Source organism: Geofilum sp. OHC36d9 (genome assembly GCF_052400685.1).
Lineage (GTDB): Bacteria > Bacteroidota > Bacteroidia > Bacteroidales > Marinilabiliaceae > CAZHHH01.
The window spans coordinates 454,401-474,466 of the sequence record NZ_JBQTGJ010000002.1 but is presented as its reverse complement, the minus strand read 5'-3'; the positions used below and the strand labels follow the sequence as shown (position 1 = coordinate 474,466).

Genomic DNA, 20,066 nt, shown 5'->3' with positions numbered 1-20,066 from the left:
TTTAATTTCGTTATCCGATCTGTCAGTAGCGCAAAAGTAGTAAAAGGCCAGCGTATTACCATCTGTTTTTTGTCATGCTTTTAAAAAATAAAAGGCCATAGGATTGAGTACCCCATGGCCTTTTTATCAGTTGTAAAAAACGATTATTCAACAATGGTCATCTCATCAATCAGACGGGTTGCTCCCGCATATTTATCGATAATGAAAAGGACATACCGAATGTCGACATTGATACATTTTTGTAATTCTGTTTCAAATGCTATATCACCACTCATGGCCTCCCAGTTACCATCGAAGGCCAGACCAAAGAGTTCGCCGTTACCATTGATAACAGGGCTGCCTGAATTACCTCCGGTAATATCATTATTGGTTGTGAAGTTAACATGCAAAAGACCGTCATTGGCAGCATAGCGGCCATAGTCGCCGGCTTTATACAGCGCTTTGAGTTTTGACGGGACGTTAAACTCAAAATTGTCGGGGTCCTCTTTTTCCATGACTCCTTTAAGTGTCGTAAAATAGTTGTAGTTGACGGCATCACGGGGTTCGTAATCGCCAACAGTACCATAGCTTAAACGCATGGTGAAGTTAGCATCGGGGTAGTATACTTTCTCGGGATGCATTTCCATCATACCTGCCATGAATAGTCTGTTTCCTTTGTCGATCAATGGTTTGGTCGAAGACATCTCTTCTCTAATCTTAGAGAAGGCGTCCAATAAAGTGTTGGCTGCGTTTAGAGCCATGTCTTTTTTTAGAATTTTAGACTTAGGGTTTGCCAGAAATGCTTCGAATGTTTCGGGAGAAGCAAAAATGGTCTTTTTGAAAACATCGGCAGCATATTTTTCTGTATTTCCTTTGTATTTACCATTTACCGTGTCGTATAATTTGGGCTGGTATTTTTTTGCGATGTTTTGCTGGTATAGGTTGAGCATGGCAACCATGACTTTTTGGTCGGTTGCTGCATCGTAATTTTTATAGAAGTCTTTTGCTGTTTCGCGAATTTCTTCAATTTGTTTGTCAATTTTTTCCTGATCTCCCGATTCTAATGTCTCGATCAGATCTTTTCCAACCAAAGAAAACAGGTAGATTTCGGTGCCATTAAGAAATGATTCCCGCAAATACATGTAGGCTTTATAAACATCTGCCCGTTGGGTGTAGCCTTTTTCAAGCATCGGTAGAACTTCTCCATAGACGGCTTTGCGACTCTCATTGGCATTCACCCACTGAGCGAATTCGCTTTCCTGTGCTTTCTTTTTGTCCATTACGTTTAGGGCTTCCAGTCCGCGGTTCATACCAATACTGTTTTTCCAGTAATTGGAGCTGCGCGAAAATTTGGAGGCATATTGAAGACGTATTTTATCGCTCTGTGCCATGGCGTCAGCCCAAATATCCTGTTTCACACCGCGAACGGTGATAAGTGTTTGGTTGAAGCTTTTCATCCTTTCTTCGATACCCCATGAAGGCAGATACCGTTCGGTGCTTCCCGGAAAACCAATGGTCATGGCAAAGTCGCCTTTCTCATAGCCTTTTATTGATATGGGCAGGTGATAGGCGGGCTGGTAAGGTACGTTTTCAACCGAGTAGTCGGCCGGTTTACCTTCGGCATCGGCATAAACCCGGAACATTGAGAAGTCGCCTGTATGACGTGGCCACATCCAGTTGTCGGTGTCAAATCCGAATTTCCCGATGGAGGATGGGGGTGCCCCTACAAAGCGGACATCGGTATATGTTTCGTATACAATAAGGAAATACTGGTTCCCTGCAAAGTAATCTTTCACCTGTACTTTGTAGTTATTGTCTTTCGAGGCGGCATCAATCAGTTCTTTTCTTTTGTCCTGAATGGCTTTGCCGCGTTCTTCTTCGGTCATATCGTTGGTTACTGCCGACATTATTTCACCGGTTACGTCTTCCATCTTTTTCAGGAATGTAACGGTCAGTCCCGGTGCCGGTATTTCTTCTTCCATTGATCCTGCCCAGAAGCCATCATCAAGGTAGTTGTGTTCAAGCGTACTAAGTTCTTGTATTTTATCGTAACCACAGTGATGGTTGGTAAGGATGAGTCCCTGATCTGAAATCAGTTCTCCGGTACACCCGCCACCAAAAATAACCACGGCATCCTTTAAACTAGAGTGGTTAACGCTGTAAATTTGTTCAGGCGTGAGCTTAAGACCCATCTCCTGCATGGTTCCGATATTTAGTTTTTGGATCAGTGGCAACAACCACATGCCTTCATCCGCCTTTACCCCGCCTGCGAAACCCATCAACAGGATGAAAGACATTGCTAAAATTTTCTTCATTATTTTAATTTCTAATTATATCAAATGGCAAATATAGCAATTATGCTAATTCTAAAGTTTGATTTTTGTTAGGATGATTCGATTATGTTAGTGTATCGTAGCTGTTTCGATGATTTTTTGGTTCAGAAGATTGGCCGTTTTCAAATTTCTTTGTTCGCATAAAATGGCAGCCCGATGCTTGCCGCCTGTGTAAAACCGCTCAAGCATGGTTATTTGCCATATAGTCTGTAAAGTTAATATAGCTTGACTTTTAAGTCCAATTTATGCGTTTTGATTGTTCTCAAAATAATCATTTGCAAAAGTAAATCACATTTTTTCGATCTGAGTAACCCTTTAATATGAGATGTATTAAACTTGCCACGATATGAACAGGAATTAAATTAAATGTCTGGTTTTAATGGAGCGGGTACGTTGTCCGGATAACACGGTTGTTAAAATTGTTGTATTTTATTCTCGGTTCTTGACGTAGATATGTTTTATATGCGTGTTTTCAACTTCTTTTTCATCAATATCAAAGTGTGTGTTTAGTGATTTTATCAGGGGGGTTAGCTTTGGGAAACCATAATTACGGGAATCAAAATCAGGTTTCTTTTTCATCAGAAGACCGCCAACTTCCGCAAGAAACGCCCAGCCATTATCGTCGGCCAAATCGTCGATGGTGCCTTTTAATAATTTTATCAGCTCTTCATTGACCGGATCTGGTGTTTGCACAGTAATATTCGGTTGGCTGGCTTGATTGTTGGTTGCGATTGTTTCTGTTGGTTTTGATTGAGTGAGTCCAATAATTTCGATATAAATAAATTTGTCGCAGGCAACAATAAAAGGATTTGGGGTCTTTTTTTCTCCTATTCCAACCACAAGCATCCCTGATTCTCTTAATCGTATTGCTAATCTTGTGAAATCGCTGTCGCTTGACACCAGGCAGAAGCCGTCTACTTTTTGGCTATGCAATATATCCATTGCATCAATAATCATTGCTGAATCTGTTGCATTTTTGCCTGTGGTATAACTGTATTGTTGAATAGGTGTTATTGCGTGTTTCAACAGGGCTGGCTTCCAACCCGAAACAGTCGGTTTTGTCCAGTCTCCATAAATTCTTTTTATTGTTGGGATTCCAAGTTTTGCAATTTCATCCAACATCCCTTTTATGTTTGAGTACGGGATATTATCTGCATCAATTAACACGGCCAGTTTTAAATCATCTTTTTGTCGCATACTTTTTTTGTTAGGTGTTTCAGCTGTTACAATTTCCTTTGTAGGTTAAAAACCGATTTAATATTTCCTTTTTTTCGTCTTGTATTAACGACTGAACAAGATATAAAAATTCGGGTAAAAACTGAATAAGTTTTGTTTTAGAAAATGGTTTTTGCATGCCAGCAGGATCCTATCTGGCTTCTGTTCTGAAAGTCGTTATTTTGAGATGAAAAGGTCATGTTCAGGGTTTGCGCAAACGTTTCATGGCAGCTACGATAGCGGCATGAGGCTCAAAAGAGGTGTTTCATCTCTGACTTCTTCTGCTTTAATAAAGTTTGAAATTATTCCTTTATTTGTTCTACAAAAACGGTTGCGTCAAACAGGCTCCTGATGGTCGGTTCGTATTATCTGTTGTTCTTGTATTTGCTTAAAGAGTCAGTCTGATTTGATTTTAAGTGTAAGTCCATTTGCGGGAACGGTATGACGATGTTGTTTTCGTTAAATTTCCTGTTAATGATTCGACGGATATCACTTTTTACTTTATTGATTCTGAATATGTTTTTGCTAAAAAATAAAACCTGAAAATCTAGCGACGAATTACCAAAATTTACCAAACGGGCTTCCGTTAACTCCCTGTCCGATATATCGGGGTGTTCAAACGCACTTTCTTCCAGTATTTGGATTACTAAATCGACATCGCTGCCATAAGCAACCCCAATATCAATTCTAAAGCGGGTCTTTTTTGTCTGATGACTCCAGTTTATTACCTTATTTGTTGTAATTAATGAGTTTGGAATTATTATGGATATATCGTCCGTATTTAAACCTTTGGATGTTCGCAATCCGATACTTTGAATTTTCACAATGTCGTCATCTATTTCTAAGACGTCATCTATTTTAATGGATTTTTCTGAAAGTAAAATGATGCCTGAAATTACGTCGTTAAATGTTTGTTGTAAGCCCAATCCTACGCCAACAAGCAGAGCTGCCGAGCCGGCTATTAATACTGTTACTTTAATGCCGATGGTTTCTAACACAAATCCCATGGCAATGACCCATATTACATATTCAATAATTTTAAATAACGCATAAGCATTTCCTTTGTCAAAGTTGTCAAATTTACCTTTCCGGAAAAGAGCTTTTTTAATTAGCCAGACTATTAACCTGGTGATCAGTAATATTATTAAAATTGAAACGAGTGTATAAACACGTATCTCGTATTTGCCAACGCTAAAGAGCTCAAATTCTAAAAAATTTATGAATGTTTCCATATCGTAATTTTTCCTCGGTAACGATAATTTTTTAAATTTAGTAATTCCCTTTAATTTTGTGCGTTAGCTTTAGTATATAATTTAATATTTCGTTGTTATAAGTTTTTTTAGGGAATGATAGTGAGAACGCATTTGGTAATTAATAAGGAAACTCAGGTGTTTGATATGGAATGTTTAAATTCAAGGCTTTCGAAGTCCTATTAGTAAGGACATACAATGATATATGGTTGTTTTGAGCTCAGGCATAATCAGAACTTGAACCCTTTTTGAAACACGGTTTTAGTTTCTTTGTTGAATTACAATTGTTTGATTATTAGTCTTTCTCTCAGTCATGCGATTTTGAAAGTCCACCAGGAGAATGGTTTGAAAATGAAACTCAAAATAGTTGGTATTGATTTTTTTTAATGGAGGTATATTCACTATAAAGGCGGCTCAACGCGGACGAGCCCTATTGTAGTAAAATAAATATGTAATTGTTAAGGAAGTCGATGGTTTTACCGGCTCTTTTTTTTGAATCGAAATGTTTTATTTGATTTTCGGAAATAATAGTTGCAGTCCATTTGTTGTTCGCGAATAGCTTTTTTAAATCCTCAGCCGGCATTCTGCCAGAGAATCTTGAAGTGAAGTTGTGTTTGTTTCGATCTAAAAACAAAAGGTGGTTGTTACAAATGTAAAGCGTGTCTGTACCATTCGAGATGAAAATTTTTTGCAGCTTATTTATTAATTGGTTTGTCTGTAATGAGTAGTTGATTGTTGCGGAGTCTTTGAGAACGGTGTTCGACGTAAATGTAATATCAATATCGATGCTTTCTTTTTTGTTTTGTAACGTAATGGGTTTTATAAAGTAACGAATACCTTCATCTCCTGCGAAAAAGGTTTTATAGAATTTTGATTGTCGTTTCGAAGTCGAATACAAATTTTGACATGATGTGATAAGCAGACAGAATACGCTTATCAATAAAAAAATATTTTTTCTCATCTGTTTATCATTTATTTCTATTGCCACATTCACGGCGTCAAAAATAATCATTTTTGTGCAGTGGCATGCGTCACTTTGCGACAACTTAATCCTTATTTATAATTACCTGGGAAATTCAGACATTTGGTGAAAAATGTTCAAATTGTAGGCTTGCGAAATCCGGTTAAGTATGAGATTATTGTGGTCAGCGACCATTTTGAAGAGAAGCATAACGCAGAAGGTGATTTTTTTTCTGCAAACTCTATTGCTTTGTGATTTTTTTTCTTAATTGACTGGGCGTAAACAGAGTATCTAGTTTTTCTTCATTTTGAGCGTAAGCACTAAAGTAAACAAACTTTTCTTCATTTATCTTGATAAGTGCTTCTGCCATGAATATGCTGTCATTTTTACTTTTCCGGTAATAGGTCGACTCATCCGAAATGATAGCTTTTGACCCGGCATGATGCGTTTTGAAGTTTGTTAGCTGACTAAACGAGGTTTTATATGGAAGTGCGATGAATAAATTATAATCCTCGTTGTTAAAGTGTTTATATAAGATTATGGTATTATCGGGATTCGGGAAAAGTGTTTTAAAAGTATTTAATGTGTTTTCTTCGATGGGATAGATGAGGTTTTCTTCAACTGGGTGAAAATAAGCGTTGTTTGTTAAAATAATAGAATTGCTTTTTTCCTGTTGGCAGCCAGTTACATTAACTAAAAGCAGACCAATAAGTAGAACCGTAATTTTCTTTAGCATAATAAAAGCATGTAAAACCTATGTGAACTGACGTGACAGTCCACATAGGTAATATTAAGTTATTCTCCGGTAACAGTCGTTTCGTAAGTTACGATGATGCCAAGAAGGCTGGTTTGTTTAAGATCAACAGTTGAAATTTTGCTGATACCTGCATTTTTAGCAGCAGTTTGGATGCTGGCGTCGGCATCAAAGAATAATACACCTAAATAACCAGTAGCTGTGGCTGTACCTACTTTTGAGCCAACAGGGTTAGAAGTTGCGTTTACTGGTAAGGTTAATGAACAGCTGGTTAACATTGCTACAGCTGCAAACAAAGCAAATGCTTTAGTTACTTTTTTTAACATGTTTTTAATCATTAAGTTTAGACCTACTCTTATGGATTTTCGGCTTACTCCCCAATTCCTATTAGATAGTAATCGGATTATGTGAAGCCAAAGATAAGTGTTGTTGTTAAAATATTAAATTTTTAAGTTTTATTATTTGACAAAGGGGGCTGAAATTGTTGGTTAATGAAAGTTTTTGTTTCTGTATTATGTCTTTGTTTTTTTTCTTTTTTGATTAATTGCCTGAGTTGTAATATTTAATGATTTTCGCCTCTCTTTAATTAGATTGTTTATAAATGAGCTTTTTTTATAAAGGGATTTGAAATATATGGGTAGCTGTTTTATGTCTGAAATCAAGTTTGATTTCAATTTTTAAATATTGGGCGGATGATGCCGATTGATTGTTTATGAATTGGCTAATAGCTTAAATGTAAAAGCTAATTTGGACTATTTTATTACAATTATGCCTTCATCTGGTTAATACTTGTTTTTTAATTAGGCTTTTTACCGGATTGAATTGTTCGGTGTTTGTTTTACATTTTTCACATTTTTTTGTGCATCTATTTCTTGTTCTATTTGTTTAGTTAGTATCTGTCCATAAATTCGGGAGTTTGACTATAAAGTTCAAATTCAAGGCTTGCACAGTCTTAAAAATCAAGGCGTTTCCTTTTCGTAAATGACTGTTTTTATGACAAGCGTAACGAAGTAGTTGACTTTATAGACAGACTCTAGTTAAATGATTGAGGCATGTCTTTAACGTGTTTATATTTTGATGTTTTCGGTAATGGCCGAAACGACCAGGCTTGACAAGGATGGTTGACTTCTGGAATATTAAACATTTTTAGACTCAGATTGATAAATCCTCATCTGCTTAAAGAATATTGTTGATAATTTCGGTTTTAGACAATATTTATTAATAGCAGATAATCGGATAATATGAAGAATTGAAACGATAAATCCGTTATGTGACTAATGAATCAGAATAAGAAGAAACCTTATTAGAATTAAACGGATTAAGAAAATGACCAGATATTGGTAAGGAATTGCATCGAAAGTCGAAGGAATACCCGAGCATCGTTAAGGAACGCAAGAGCATCGTTAAGGAACGCATGAGCATTGTTAAGGAACGCATGGGCACCGTTAAGGAATGCATGAGCATCAATAAGGAATGTTAAGGAACGCAAGATTATTGATCGGGAATGTTCAAATTCTGCGTTCCATAGACATTATATAGGTTTTGCGCGTGACATTAACTGTATCGTAATTGTTTTTTTAATAGGGGCAGGTATGAAAAAGAAAATTATTGTTGTAGGTGGAGGTTTTGCAGGTCTTCAGTTTTTATTGAATCTTAAGAAAAACCAATACGACGTGTTGTTGATTGATAAGTTAAATCACCATCAGTTTCAACCTTTGTTTTACCAGGTGGCGACTTCACAGATTGAACCATCGAGTATTTCGTTTCCTTTACGTCGGATATTTAATAAACGAACTGACATACATATCCGGCTGGCAGAGGTTTTGGAAGTTGTGAGCCAACAACATTTGTTACGTACTTCTATTGGTGATTTTTCTTACGACTATTTGGTGATTGCGACCGGGTGTAAGACCAATTTTTTTGGAAATCGGGAGATTGAGAAAAATGTTTTCACTTTGAAGACGACGCATCAGGCCATAAGAATTCGTAACAGCATTCTCGAAAGTTTCGAGAAATTATTATATGTAGACGAGAAAGAGCGAGCGTCTTTGCTTAATATTGTAATTGTAGGAGGCGGACCAACAGGCGTTGAGCTGGCAGGTGCTTTCGTCGAAATTAAACGCGATATTTTACCGGGTGACTATCCCCGTATCGACTTTTCTCATTTAAAAATTTATCTTATTGAAGGCAGTCATCATACATTAAACAGTATGAGCGCTAAGGCTCGTGCGGCGTCAGAGAAATATTTGCGCAATATGGGAGTCGACGTGCGGCTTGATCTGCTTGTTAAATCGTACGATGGTGAGATGTTAACTCTGAGCGATGGCAGTCAGATAATGAGTAAGCAGGTGATCTGGGCTGCCGGGGTAACCGGAAATCTATTGCCCGGACTGGCAAACGATGTGGTTGCAAAAGGAAATCGTATAAAGGTGAATCGGTATAATGAAGTCGTCGGATCTGACGGCATTTTTGCCATTGGAGATATCGCTTATATGGAGACGCCGAAATATCCGAATGGGCACCCGCAGGTGGCAAATGTTGCCATTAATCAGGGACGGAATCTGGCCGCTAACATCGATCGGATTGAAAACGGGGCTACACTGAAGAAATATGAATATAAGGATTTGGGTTCCATGGCAACGGTTGGTCGGAATAAAGCGGTTGTCGATTTGCCGGGCATTCGTTTTAAAGGCTATTTTGCCTGGTTCTTCTGGATGTTTTTACATCTTATGCTGATTCTTCGTGTTCGTAATAAACTAATCATATTTATCAATTGGGCCGGTAATTACATGACTCAAAACAGTTCGTTACGTTTGATATTGAAAGGAGAGAAGGAGTAACGTATTATTATAAATTGAGGGCTAATTGTTCATCAAGCAACCTGAATGTTTTTCGATGCAGTGGGGTGATGCCGTATCGGGCGATGGCCAGGCGGTGTTTTTTTGTGGGATAGCCTTTGTTTTGTTCCCAGTTGTAGCGCGGATAGGTCTGCGCCATTTCTGTCATGTATTCGTCGCGAACCGTCTTTGCCAGAACGCTGGCAGCAGCTATTGACAAGAAGCGCCCATCGCCTTTTATCATGCAATGATGCGGCAGGTCTTTGTATTTGTGAAAACGGTTGCCATCAATGAGCAATGAGGTTGGCTTTATTTTTAATTGGTCGATGGCACGATGCATGGCTGTTATAGATGCGTTGAGTATATTAATTTGATCAATCTCTTCATTATTGACCATGGCTACGGCCCAGGCTATTGCAGCCTCTTCAATAACGGGGCGAAGCTGATTGCGCTGTTTTGGTGATAACTGTTTGGAATCGTTTAAAAATGGATGCGAGAAGTCTTTGGGTAAAATGACCGCGGCGGCAACTACCGGACCGGCCAGACAGCCTCGTCCGGCTTCATCACAACCAGCTTCTGTTTCTTGTTCTGAATAGAATGGAAGGAGTGTATTGTGTTTCATGGTTAATGTCCGAAAAAAATATCTGAATTTTAATCTTCCCGGTATATCACTTCCATCACCGTTTGTCCAACGGCTTTTAGCGTTTCTTTGTCCACATTTTTCATGGTGTCATCGTGGGTGTGCCAGTAAGAACCAAAGCTGGAGTATGATGTTGGGTCGTGTTGAATAATATCAACTGCCGGAATACTCAGATGTTTATACACATAAACGTGGTCATCGGTAATCATACCGCCTTCTTCAAAGTTAAACCACGCTGAATAGCCCAGCTCTCCTGCAATATTCCATATGTAGTCTACCATTTTAGGGGCATATTCCAAACTGTTACGTTCACGATAAAATTGAGCGTTGGGCGCTCCTACCATATCCAGCAGGATGCCGAAACGGGCATAGTAATTTTTTTTATGTGGGTTTTTACCCCAAAACTGACTTCCCAGGCACCAGGTGTCTGGTTTGTAATCTGTTTGAATGTGGTCGGGCGTGCCATAGTCTTCTGCATCAAAAAAGATGATGTCAACACCCGGATAGGTCGGGTGTTGTCCCAGATGTCGCGCTATTTCCATAAGTACGCCAACACCGCTGGCGCCATCGTTGGCACCCAAAATAGGGCTGTTTCGTTTTGCCGGATCCGGGTCGTGATCGGCAAATGGCCTTGTGTCCCAATGGGCAAACAGGAGTACCCGGTCGTTTTTTTCGGGGTTAAACTGACCAATGATATTCCGGATATTCAGACGAGTGCCGTCAAACGCAGTGACCTCTCCTTTCTGCACAATTACATCTGCACCAAACTGGGTCAGCTTTTCCGCAAGATAATCAGCACATGCCAGATGTTCAGGCGTGTTTGGAACGCGTGGCCCAAAATTGACCTGCGATTCGATGTATTGATAGGCTGAATCGGCGTTAAAGGCTGGTGTGGTAAGTTTTGGCCTGATCGTTTTAGCAGTCTGGGCTTTCTGCGATGGCTGCCCACAAGAAGTTATAAGTGTGGTTAGAAATAGCAGCGATGTTTTTACGGTGATACTTATCATGATTTCAGTTGTTGGGTTATTATTTTATTTCCCAGGTCGCACCTTCTTTCCCATCTTTTACAATAATTCCAAGATGACTCAGCTCATCACGTATTTTATCGGATGTGCCCCAGTCTTTGTTGTTTTTTGCCTGTTGGCGGATGTCCAGAATTAATTGCATCAAACCGTCTAGGGTCTCCGGGTTGTTGTTTGCTTTTTTTTCGTCGGTCAGACCCAATATTTCTTCAACAAACAGATGCATCAATGATGAAAATTCGGCAAGATCATCGCTGGTTAAACTCATTTTACCGGCAGCAATCGAGTTAATCGTTTTTACGCCTTCAAATAAGTGGGCTATTAGGATCGGACTATTCAGGTCGTCGTTTAGTGCATCGTAACATTTTTGTTGGAATTCGGAGACGTTAAAATCCGAAGAGTTACCGGCTTTTAGCTTTTCGAGTTGTGACATCCCTTCCATCAGCCGTTGCAACCCTTTTTCAGCTGCCTGTAAGGCTTCATTTGAAAAGTCGACTGTGCTACGATAGTGTGCTTGCAGAATGAAAAAACGAATGGTCATGGGTGAATAGGCCTGCTGTAACGTCTTGTGGTTGCCCGTGAAAAATTCTTCTAACGTAATGAAATTCCCCAATGATTTGCCCATCTTTTGGCCGTTGATGGTAATCATGTTATTGTGCATCCAATAGCGGCAGGGGCCTTGTCCGTTAGCAATGGTGCTTTGTGCTATTTCGCATTCGTGGTGTGGAAACATTAAATCCATGCCGCCGCCGTGAATGTCGAATTGTTCGCCCAGATATTTGGCACTCATGGCTGTGCATTCCATGTGCCATCCGGGGTAACCGTCACTGTATTTTGATGGCCAGCGCATGATGTGCGAAGGACTGGCTTTTTTCCACAGGGCAAAGTCAAAACTGTTCTTTTTTTCCGATTGACCGTCGAGATTTCGGGTGGTGCTGTAAAGGTCTTCCAGAACCCGCCCCGAGAGGATGCCATATTTGTGTTTTTTGTTATAACGTTCCACATTAAAATAGACGGACCCATTACTTTCGTAACCATAGCCTTTTTTTACAATCGCATCAATAACAGCCAATTGCTCAATAATGTGGCCTGAAGCACGGGGTTCAATGGATGGGCTTTTTACGTTTAGCATCCCCATGAAATGATGGTAGCGCTCGGTATAGTATTGCACCACTTCCATGGGTTCCAGTTTATCCAAACGGGCTTTTTTAGCTATTTTGTCTTCACCTTCGTCGCCATCGTTTTCGAGATGTCCTACGTCGGTAATATTACGCACATAACGCACTTTATATCCCAAATGAGAGAGATAACGGAACAGCAAATCGAATGTGATAGCCGGCCGTGCGTGCCCCAAATGAGGATCCCCGTAAACCGTTGGACCACAAACGTAAAGACCTACATGTGGGGCCGCGATGGGTTCAAAAACTTCTTTCTGATGTGAAAGGGTATTGAATATTTTAAGTGATTGTTCCATCTTATTTTGATTTTGAACGCGCTAAGTTACAAAAAAGATATTCAAACACGACTCTATTGAGTGTCTGTCTGTGAAGTCTGGCTTCTGCATTTTGCCTGGCCTAAACAAGGGTGTTTATGGCGATGAATTTTTATTTTTAGAGCTACGCAAGCCTTGAGTTTGGCCATTTCTTCGAGCACCTGACTCTTTATGTTAATATTGGAAACGCAAAGTATTTAAAATAGTACAGGTGGAATGGAGTCGTCAAATTGGTTGTACATTTCTTTTTGTTTGGTTATTTTTGATTTTGATGATTGAAGATTCTATATATTTTTTTTTATTGATAAAGGTATTGGTTCTATAATGAGAGGTAAACAAAAACGGCGGTTTGAGTGTTTATTTGGCGGGGTCTATTTCTACAGTGTAATATCCGTTTGGTTTCACATATTCAAATTATTGACCGGTTCGTTCATCGCATGAAATTATAATTCCTTATATTTGGTTGGGGTTATCAATAGTCTTAAACCCCAACGAAAATATCAATTTATGGAACAGAAGAAAGAGAAGAAAAAGCGCCCGGGGCGTTCGGAAATGAAAGCAATGGTGCAGGAAGTGTTTTTTAACAATCCTCAAAAAACATATAATTATAAGCAAATCGCATCATTGATTGGGGCTACTAAGAAAAGTGCCCGTCAACTGGTCGAAGTGTTATTGTTTGAATTGTCAGAGAGTGGTTTTTTAAGTCAGGTGTCGACGGGACGTTTCAAGTTGCTGTCGAGAGGTTCTCAAATTACTGGAACTGTTGATATGACTGCTTCTGGTGCTGCTTATATTGTACCCGACGACGGAGGCGAGGACATCTTCGTGACTCAGTCAAACCTTAAAACGGCCTTGCATGGCGATCGGGTTAAGATATTACAGTTTGCACGCCGTAAGCGTCACCAGATGGAAGGTGAGGTTGTGGAAGTTATTAAGCGTAAACGGGAATTATTTGTTGGCGTACTCGACGTAAGTCCCAACTTTGCTTTTTTGGTATGTGATAACAAAGTCATTAATAAGGATATTTTTATTCCCAAAGATAAATTGAAAGGCGCTGCCAATGGACAGAAAGTGGTGGCTAAAATTGTAGAATGGCCTGAGAAATCAAAAAACCCGGTTGGTGAGGTCGTTGATATTTTAGGCGATACAGGAAATAACAATGCCGAGATGCACGCCATTTTGGCTGAGTTTAATCTGCCATATTCATATCCCAGTGAAGTGGTGGCGGCGGCTGAGAAAATATCTGAGGCTATTCCGAAAGAAGAGATTGCCAAGCGACGTGATTTTCGTAAAGTGGCTACTTTTACGATTGACCCGGCCGATGCCAAGGATTTTGATGACGCGTTATCCGTTAAAAAGCTCGCAAACGGTTTGTGGGAAGTTGGTATTCATATTGCCGATGTTACGCATTACGTACAACCTGATACGTTGATTGATAATGAAGGGTATGAGCGTGCCACTTCTGTATATCTGGTCGATCGAGTGGTGCCCATGCTGCCCGAACGGTTGAGTAATTATTTGTGTTCCTTGCGTCCCAACGAGGATAAGCTTTGTTTTTCGGTAGTTGTGGAAATGAACGATGCCGCTGAGGTGAAAAAATCATGGGTGGGGCGTACCATTATTAATTCCGATCGAAGGTTTTCATACGAAGAAGCACAGACCGTGATTGAAACAGGAGAAGGCGATTTGTCCGATGAAATTTTGACGCTGGATCGTTTGGCTAAGCAATTACGGGCGGCTCGTTTTAAACAAGGTGCCGTGAGTTTCGATCGCGTGGAGGTTAAATTTAATATTGATGAACAGGGCAAACCATTAGGTGTTTTCTTTAAAGAATCGAAGGATGCCAATAAGCTTATCGAAGAGTTTATGTTGTTGGCCAATAAGCGGGTGGCCGAGCTGATTGGAAAAAGTGAGCTCAGTTCCGGATTTTTGCGTCAGAAGCCCAAAACCTTTGTGTACCGTATTCATGATGTTCCCGATCCCGATAAGTTTGAGACCTTCAGTAAGTTTGTTCGGAAATTTGGTCTGGAAGCTACGCCACAGGGCAAAGAGAGCATTAGCCAGTCGTTAAACCGATTGCTCGATGCCGTTCAGGGTAAAAAGGAACAAAATATTATTGAAACATTGGCTGTGCGAACCATGGCTAAAGCGATTTATTCAACCCATAACATTGGTCACTACGGTTTGGCTTTTAAGTATTATTCTCATTTTACTTCACCCATTCGTCGCTATCCTGATATGATGGTTCACCGTTTGCTGCAGCGTTATATTGATGGTGGACGTTCGGTCTCGGCCGAGCAGTATGAAAAGATGTGCGAGCACTGTTCTGAGATGGAGCAGCGGTCAGCCGATGCCGAAAGAGCTTCCATTAAATACAAGCAGGTCGAGTTTTTGAAAGATAAAGAAGGTGAAGTATTTGAAGGGGTCATTTCGGGGGTTAGCGAATGGGGCTTATTTATCGAAATAGTGGAGAATAAATGTGAAGGTTTGGTTCCTATGCGTGATCTTGACGATGATTTTTACCAGTTTGATGAGGAGAATTATTGTCTGATAGGTCGTCGTAGCCGCCGTAAATTTCAATTGGGCGATCAGGTGAAAATACAGGTGGCCCGCGCTAATCTCGAAAAACGTCAGCTCGATTTTGTCCTGGCTAAAGACGATGACGCATGGATGCGGTAATGAAATTTTTTATATTGTACTTGCCCTAAAACTCCGGTGGCAGATAGGAAAGCTTTATTTTTGAGGCTTGCGAAGTTTGAAGAAAGTGAGTTTGCTGGTTGTAAATGACCATTTTGAAATCGAATGAGACGAAAAAATGGTATTTTATTGATGACACTATGTAATAGTGGATTAAGATCTGAAAATATTGTAAATTTGTTTTAATTCAGACTAAAATAAAAAATGATGACACTGGAAACTACATCTTTAACACCCTCCCAGGACGCTACGCGCAACACAATACTGGAGTCTTCCAGAGAGCTTTTTGCTCGCTTTGGATATAAAAAAACGACCATGGAGGATATAGCCGCTACCATGCGTAAAGGCAAAAGTTCGCTTTATTACTATTTTAAAAATAAGGAAGACATTTTTCAGGCTGTAATTGAGCTGGAGTCTGATTTATATTTTTCGCGACTGAAGGAGGTGGTGCATTCCGATCGCGACCCATCTGTTAAGTTGAAGAATTATGTTTTGACCCGTATGGAGTCGATGGCAGAACTCAAAAATTTTCAACGTGTATTGAAAGAAGGCATTTATGGTGGCTATGAGTTTTTGGGCGGTGTTAACGAAAAAGCGGAGGCTATAGAAGCGGATCTTCTTAAGTCTATTTTAGATGAGGGAGTGATACATGATCTGTTTTCAGTGAAAAACACCAGAATTGCCGCTATAGGCATCGGGACGGCGTTGCGTGGATTAGAAATCCCGATTTTTAGAGGGTTTGAAACACCTGGCATGTTTCAAGAGGAAATTGATAATATTTTATCGATTCTTTTTTACGGCGTCATGAAGCGATAAGCCGGTACTAAGGGTCTGTGCCGGGTAGAAAATGGATTTTTAGCCATTTTTCTACCCGCTTTTTTTTTATGTCGTTTATCTTTGTGAGATTTTTAAATTAATTCATTATGCCGGTTAATATAAATGATGCGCTTCCTGCCAAAGCATTGCTCGAAGCAGAGAATGTATTTGTGATGGGCGAAAGCCGCGCTGTAACACAAGATATCAGACCGCTGAAAATTTTAATTTTGAATTTGATGCCTCTTAAAATTGTGGCAGAGACTCAGCTTTTGCGTGTCTTGTCAAATTCGCCCCTGCAGGTTGAAATCGAGCTGATGATGACCAACTCGCATTTGCATCGTAACACTCCACAAGAGCATTTGCTGACTTTTTATCATACTTTTGAAGAGGTTGAATCGCTTTATTTCGATGGAATGATTATTACCGGAGCGCCAATTGAATTAATTGATTTTACCGAAGTCAATTATTGGGAGGAATTATGCAGTATTATGGAGTGGAGTAAAAAACATGTTACTTCAACATTGCATATTTGTTGGGGCGCTCAGGCTGGTTTGTATTACCATTTTGGGCTGAAGAAGTATGAGCTTCCCAAAAAAATGTTCGGGGTGTTTCGCCATGATGTCTTGTTGCCTAAGGAACCTCTGCTTAGAGGCTTTGACGATAGTTTTTTTGCACCTCATTCACGTTATACTGAAGTTCGCGAAGATGAGGTCATAAAACATCCCGGATTGCTGTTGCTGAGTCGTTCGCCAGAGGCGGGTGCTTATCTGATTATGTCGGAAGACCGCAGACAGGTGTTTGTGACCGGGCATCCTGAGTATGATCCAAATACGTTGGGTGAGGAGTATTGGCGTGACATAAACAAAGGATTGGAGATTGCTGTTCCCGAACATTATTATCCGGATAATGACCCGAAAGCCAATCCATTAGTGACCTGGCGAGGGCATGCTCATTTGTTGTATTCCAACTGGCTTAATTATTACGTTTATCAATCAACACCTTACACTTTGGGTGAGATTGATGGTTGATATGCCATCTGTTTTTAGCATTCTGATATATAAAACAGCTTGCTAAATCGTTTCATTTTGAGAGCGGGCGTAATGTAGTGGCCGCACTTTATAATACTTTATATACGAACACTATTTGAGCTTAAAAGTCATTTGTCCCACCTGAAATCCATCGGTAAAAAGATCTGCTTTGTATTCACCACTGGTTAGTTCGCCGGCATCGACGTCGTAAAAAATGCAGACATCGGTATTTTCTCCCCCATATTCGATGGTGCGTTTGGCTGAATAGTTGATTTCGGCGTCGTCGTAGGTAAACAGATCATCGCGTGAGTGCATGAGAAGTTGTCCGTCGGGGCGTTCGATACGCAGAAAAACGGTTTTCATACCAACAGGAGCCGTCAGGTTTTTTAATAAGGTAAAACAAATTTTCAGTTGAACAGCTCTTGAACTACGTTCTGTTGTCCGACCATTTGATAACAAACCTTCGGCTTTATGATTGGCTGTTTCCAGTTGACTGGCAATTGTAACTTTTTTTTCCAGCTCATCTTTTTTCTCTTCCAGCTTTTGATACGACGATTGGATGCGGGAATAACGCCGGCGTTGTTCCTGATTTTCCAGTGTTAAAGCCTGATTTATTTGGTTGAGTGAATCTATCTGTACAATATATGTGCGTAATACGCCTCGAAGAGTCGTCAATTCTTTTTGATATTCGCGAATTTTGCCCATGTTGGTCGCTTTCACGGTTTTGAGTTCTTCCACCAGATGCGCCACACGTTCGCGTTCCATCGTCAGCATCTCGTTTAGGGTATCATTGTCACTGTGAAGTGAATCGTAATTGGTCATTAAATTCTGGTATTCCTCGGTCAGAATGGTCTTTTCTTCTGTCAGGGAATCAACAATTTCATTCATTTCTTTGGTTTGAAAAATAAAGAGCAAGGACACGCCAAGCAATACCACGCCTGAAACGATTAATAGTATTTGAAGTGATCTGTTTGTGGGCTTTTTGATTTCCATTGTTTCAACTTTAAATTTCATGTTGCACAAAAGTATAATTTTTTATTGAGGCAAATCAAACTATTTGATGGGCAAAATAAAAGAGAAACGGTTTTTTGAAGAAGCATTTCAGTTTTTATCTTTATCGGAAGTTGTTTCTTTACTCATTCAATTTTCGGTTTTATTGGCTTAATTAAGTTATTTTTGTGCACAACGATATAATACTGCATTTTATGAGTAGGTTGAAAAGCTGGAAGATAGTCTCCTTTATTGTGTTTTTTGTAGTCGTATTTTTGGTAGCTCTTACGGGAGGTTGTGCCAGTACCGGATATCCTTCAGGTGGTGCAAAAGATGAAGAACCACCAGTTGTTGTGAAATCTATTCCCGAGCAAAATGCGCTGAATTTTAGAGGAGATGAAATTATTGTAGAGTTTAATGAACTCATAAAGGTGACTGATGTCCTTCAGAAATTGATGGTTTCGCCGCCTGTTAATGAGCAACCAACGGTTACAACCAATGCGCGGCGTTTGGTGGTTAAGTTTAAGGAAGATCTGCAACCTAATACGACTTACACGCTTGATTTTGCCGATGCACTCAGCGATAATAATGAAGGAAATGTGTTGGAAAATTTTAGAGTTTCATTTTCCACCGGTGAGATAATTGATAGCCTTGAGATGTCAGGTTTTTTGTTTGACGCCGAGACGTTGGCTCCTGTGGCGAGTGCCTTGGTTATGGTTTATTCAAATCAGGCTGATTCGGCCTTTAGAACGATGGTGCCTCTCAGGGTGACTAAAACGGATACCAGAGGTCATTTTTCTATAAAGAATCTGGCACCTGGAAAATATCGCGTCTATGGGTTGGAAGATGCTAACCGTAATTACAAATTTGACCAGCCAGGCGAACGTATTGCGTGGTATCCGGAATTGGTCGAACCATACATTGGTACCCGGATGCGGATCGATTCTATCTCTGCCGATTCTACTGTAATGGTCGAAGAAATGGCTTTCTTACCTGATAGTATGAAACTATTTATGTTTCAGGAAAACAACGTTGAACAATATCTTAAAGAACAAAAGAGGACAGAACGAAACAGAGTTGATTTTTTATTTAATAAGGGTTTGCAAGAGCGGTTGAAGGTGAAGGTTTTGAATCGGGATATCACTGATTGGATGGTGTATGAGCAATCTCTTAACCACGACAGTGTTACCCTTTGGATTAAAGATACGGCATTGATTCAAAGTGATTCTCTTTTTTTGGCGGTGCAATACCATATACTTGATTCTTTGAAGCAGGATGTTTTAAAATTAGATACTATTAACGCCTATTTCTTTGATTTAGGACCTTCGGATAACCGGAAAAAGAAGAAGAAAGAAGAAATTGCAGTGATCCCGACACTGAAACCCGGAGGTTTGAAATCGTCGCTGGAAATATTAGAACAATTGGCTCTTGTTTTTCCAACCCCGATTGAGCGCATCGAAGATACAGCACTTCATTTTTACCGAATGGAAGATACCATACCGGTTAAACAGGATTTTCGATTAAAGCAGGACTCAATTCGTATCCGTCGTTTTGTGGTTGATTTTGACAGAGAACCAGGGCTGTCCTATCTGTTTGAAGCTGATTCCGCAGCTTTTACCGATATTTATGGTCTTACGACAGATGCGATAAAACAGACGTTTTCAGTTAAAACCGAAGATAACTACGGGATTTTCTACGTCGGCATTGATCATCCTAAAACAAATTGGCTGCTTGAAGTCTTAAATAAACAAGAACAAATAATCAGAAAAAGCGCCGTGCCGGCTAACGGGAAAATCGGATTTCGTTTTTTGCGGCCCGGCGACTATTTGTTGCGGATTGTTGAAGATGTCGATGGCAACGGGAAATGGACTACTGGTGATTTTGGAAAAGGGATTCAGCCTGAAAAGGTGTTCTATTTTCCGGAGTTAATAAATATCCGGGCCAACTGGGAACGCATGATTCCCTGGCGTGCTGACACATTCGATATTTATGACTTTGCGGAGCGTTTCAGATTAAAAGATTCAACCCCGGATAAAAGCCGGAAATGATTTG

The 20,066-nt window shown here is 39.9% G+C and carries 15 protein-coding genes; 5 read left to right on the top strand and 10 right to left on the bottom strand.

The window, feature by feature from the left end:
- Positions 1-143: 143 nt before the first annotated feature.
- From ACT3CD_RS04670 to ACT3CD_RS04645, 6 genes are all read right to left on the bottom strand, one after another.
- A complete protein-coding gene (locus tag ACT3CD_RS04670) occupies positions 144-2,294 on the bottom strand; it encodes a S46 family peptidase (RefSeq protein WP_444643391.1) in 2,151 nt (716 codons plus the stop codon).
- Positions 2,295-2,741: 447 nt separating this feature from the next.
- Positions 2,742-3,434 carry an NYN domain-containing protein gene (locus tag ACT3CD_RS04665; RefSeq protein WP_444643389.1) on the bottom strand — a complete coding sequence of 231 codons (693 nt, stop codon included), beginning with the start codon at positions 3,432-3,434 and terminating at the stop codon, positions 2,742-2,744.
- 458 nt (positions 3,435-3,892) lie between these two features.
- Positions 3,893-4,759, bottom strand: coding sequence for a mechanosensitive ion channel family protein (locus ACT3CD_RS04660; protein WP_444643387.1), 867 nt, complete (start codon positions 4,757-4,759; stop codon positions 3,893-3,895).
- A 448-nt stretch (positions 4,760-5,207) separates the two neighbouring features.
- Positions 5,208-5,738: a hypothetical protein gene (locus ACT3CD_RS04655; protein ID WP_444643385.1), complete on the bottom strand. Its 531-nt coding sequence runs from the start codon at positions 5,736-5,738 to the stop codon at positions 5,208-5,210.
- Positions 5,739-5,979: 241 nt separating this feature from the next.
- Positions 5,980-6,474: a hypothetical protein gene (locus ACT3CD_RS04650; protein ID WP_444643383.1), complete on the bottom strand. Its 495-nt coding sequence runs from the start codon at positions 6,472-6,474 to the stop codon at positions 5,980-5,982.
- 59 nt (positions 6,475-6,533) lie between these two features.
- A complete protein-coding gene (locus ACT3CD_RS04645) occupies positions 6,534-6,818 on the bottom strand; it encodes a TRL-like family protein (RefSeq protein WP_444643381.1) in 285 nt (94 codons plus the stop codon).
- 1,266 nt (positions 6,819-8,084) lie between these two features.
- Between ACT3CD_RS04645 and ACT3CD_RS04640 the strand changes: the two genes are divergently transcribed.
- On the top strand, positions 8,085-9,332 hold the full coding sequence (locus tag ACT3CD_RS04640; protein ID WP_444643379.1) for an NAD(P)/FAD-dependent oxidoreductase: 1,248 nt from the start codon (positions 8,085-8,087) through the stop codon (positions 9,330-9,332).
- A gap of 7 nt (positions 9,333-9,339) precedes the next feature.
- Here the strand turns inward: ACT3CD_RS04640 and ACT3CD_RS04635 are convergent, their stop codons facing one another.
- The 3 genes from ACT3CD_RS04635 to cysS are packed head-to-tail and all read right to left on the bottom strand — an operon-like array spanning position 9,340 to position 12,465.
- On the bottom strand, positions 9,340-9,951 hold the full coding sequence (locus ACT3CD_RS04635) for a ribonuclease HII (RefSeq protein ID WP_444643377.1): 612 nt from the start codon (positions 9,949-9,951) through the stop codon (positions 9,340-9,342).
- A 29-nt stretch (positions 9,952-9,980) separates the two neighbouring features.
- Complete coding sequence (locus ACT3CD_RS04630) at positions 9,981-10,976, bottom strand: M28 family peptidase (RefSeq protein ID WP_444643375.1); 996 nt, start codon at positions 10,974-10,976, stop codon at positions 9,981-9,983.
- Positions 10,977-10,995: 19 nt separating this feature from the next.
- On the bottom strand, positions 10,996-12,465 hold the full coding sequence (gene cysS, locus ACT3CD_RS04625) for a cysteine--tRNA ligase (protein ID WP_444643373.1): 1,470 nt from the start codon (positions 12,463-12,465) through the stop codon (positions 10,996-10,998).
- A gap of 525 nt (positions 12,466-12,990) precedes the next feature.
- On the opposite strand from cysS, the gene rnr reads away from it, so the two are divergent.
- From rnr to metA, 3 genes are all read left to right on the top strand, one after another.
- Positions 12,991-15,162, top strand: coding sequence for a ribonuclease R (gene rnr / locus ACT3CD_RS04620; RefSeq protein WP_444643371.1), 2,172 nt, complete (start codon positions 12,991-12,993; stop codon positions 15,160-15,162).
- A gap of 222 nt (positions 15,163-15,384) precedes the next feature.
- Positions 15,385-15,996, top strand: a complete 612-nt coding sequence (locus ACT3CD_RS04615; protein WP_444643369.1) for a TetR/AcrR family transcriptional regulator — start codon at positions 15,385-15,387, stop codon at positions 15,994-15,996.
- Positions 15,997-16,103: 107 nt separating this feature from the next.
- Positions 16,104-17,024, top strand: a complete 921-nt coding sequence (gene metA / locus ACT3CD_RS04610) for a homoserine O-acetyltransferase MetA (RefSeq protein ID WP_444643367.1) — start codon at positions 16,104-16,106, stop codon at positions 17,022-17,024.
- A gap of 111 nt (positions 17,025-17,135) precedes the next feature.
- Here the strand turns inward: metA and ACT3CD_RS04605 are convergent, their stop codons facing one another.
- Positions 17,136-18,017 (bottom strand): hypothetical protein, encoded by an 882-nt coding sequence (locus ACT3CD_RS04605; protein ID WP_444643366.1) that lies wholly within the window; start codon positions 18,015-18,017, stop codon positions 17,136-17,138.
- A 212-nt stretch (positions 18,018-18,229) separates the two neighbouring features.
- Here ACT3CD_RS04605 and ACT3CD_RS04600 point away from each other — a divergent pair, with 212 nt between their 5' ends.
- Positions 18,230-20,062, top strand: a complete 1,833-nt coding sequence (locus ACT3CD_RS04600; protein WP_444643364.1) for an Ig-like domain-containing protein — start codon at positions 18,230-18,232, stop codon at positions 20,060-20,062.
- Positions 20,063-20,066 lie beyond the last annotated feature (4 nt).